The following is a 1496-nucleotide window of genomic DNA, read 5'->3' as shown; positions in this document are numbered from 1 at the left end:
CCCTAATGGGGTGTGTTCGGGCTGGTTTGGCAGGCTCGGATGTGGTGGCTGCTGGTGGGTGAGCACTTGTGGGTCCCGGGTTTGTTGAGATCTTCGTGAAGACCGTGCCCCTACTGGTGGTGGAAGAGGTTGATCACTGAAGGGATGTCGTGCCGACCTGTGTGGTGTGAGCACTCGACCATTAGGCCGTTGACCTTCTTCCACGTGGCTGCCAGTGACTTGTTCGGACGGGTGGTTGGAGGGTTGAGGGCGTGGTGTTGTTCGTGGGTGATGACTGGGCGCGTGATCACCATGATGTGGAGATCCAGGACCAGTCCGGGCGGCGGCTGGGCAGGGCCCGGTTACCGGAAGGAGTGCAGGGGGTAGCGCGGCTGCATGAGTTGCTGGCGCGGTGGTTGCCCGCCGATGCCGAGCCGGACCAGGTGTTGATCGGGATCGAGACCGATCGGGGACCGTGGGTGGCGGCGCTGGTCGCGGCGGGGTATCGGGTGTTCGCGGTCAACCCGCGGCAGGCGGCCCGTTCGCGGGAGCGGTTGGGGGTTTCGGGCGCGAAAAGCGATGCCGGGGATGCGCATGTGCTGGCCGATCTGGTGCGCACTGACGCGCATCAGTTGCGTGAGGTTGCCGGGGACAGTGACCTGGCCGAGGGGGTGCAGCAGCTGGCCCGGGCGCATCAGTCCCTGATCTGGGACAGGACCCGGCATCTGCTGCGGTTGCAGGCGGTGTTGCGGGAGTATTTCCCGGCCGCGCTGGGGGCGTTTCCTGACCTGGGCGCGCCCGAAGCGCTGGCCTTGCTGGCCAAAGCCCCGGATCCCGCGCGGGCGGCCAGGTTGTCCCGCGCGCAGATCACCAGCGCGCTCACCAAGGCCCGCCGTCGCGACGCCACCGGTAAGGCCGAAACGATCCAGACCGCGCTGCGCGCCCAACACCTGGCGCGTGGCCCGGTCCTGACCGCCGCTTCCGCGGCGGTCACCCGCTCACTGATCTCGGTGATCACGACCCTGACCAGCGAGATCAGCGAGCTGGAGGGCGAGGTGAAGACCCATTTTGGGCGGCACCCTGACGCCGGGATCTACCTGTCCCAGCCCGGCCTCGGACAGATCCTCGGCGCCAGGGTGCTCTCCGAGTTCGGCGACGACCCCGACCGCTACCGCCACACCAAAGCCCGCAAGAACTACGCCGGCACCAGCCCCCTGACCATCGCCTCCGGCCGTAAAACCACCGTACGGGCCCGCTACGTCCGCAACCACCGCCTCATCGACGCCCTGATGCGCCAAGCCCAATCAGCATTGAAAGCCTCCCCCGGAGCCCGCACCTACTACGACCAACTCCGCACCCGCGGCCTCACCCACTACGCCGCCCTACGCCAACTCGCCAACCGACTCGTCGGCATCCTCCACGGATGCCTCAAAACCCACACCCCCTACAACGAAACCACCGCCTGGACACACCACCAACACCAGCAAACCGCCGCTTGACAACCAAAACCCAGGGAT

1 protein-coding gene is annotated in these 1496 nt (G+C 66.9%); it reads left to right on the top strand.

The genetic code is table 11. The features are described 5' to 3' along the window. Positions 1-254 precede the first annotated feature (254 nt). Positions 255-1478 (top strand): IS110 family RNA-guided transposase, encoded by a 1224-nt coding sequence (locus FNH05_RS37215; protein ID WP_144593513.1) that lies wholly within the window; start codon positions 255-257, stop codon positions 1476-1478. Positions 1479-1496: the final 18 nt, after the last annotated feature.

Source organism: Amycolatopsis rhizosphaerae (genome assembly GCF_007713715.1).
Classification (GTDB): domain Bacteria; phylum Actinomycetota; class Actinomycetes; order Mycobacteriales; family Pseudonocardiaceae; genus Amycolatopsis_E; species Amycolatopsis_E rhizosphaerae.
The sequence above is the reverse complement of the archived record's forward strand: the minus strand, read 5'-3'. Positions and strand labels throughout refer to the sequence as shown.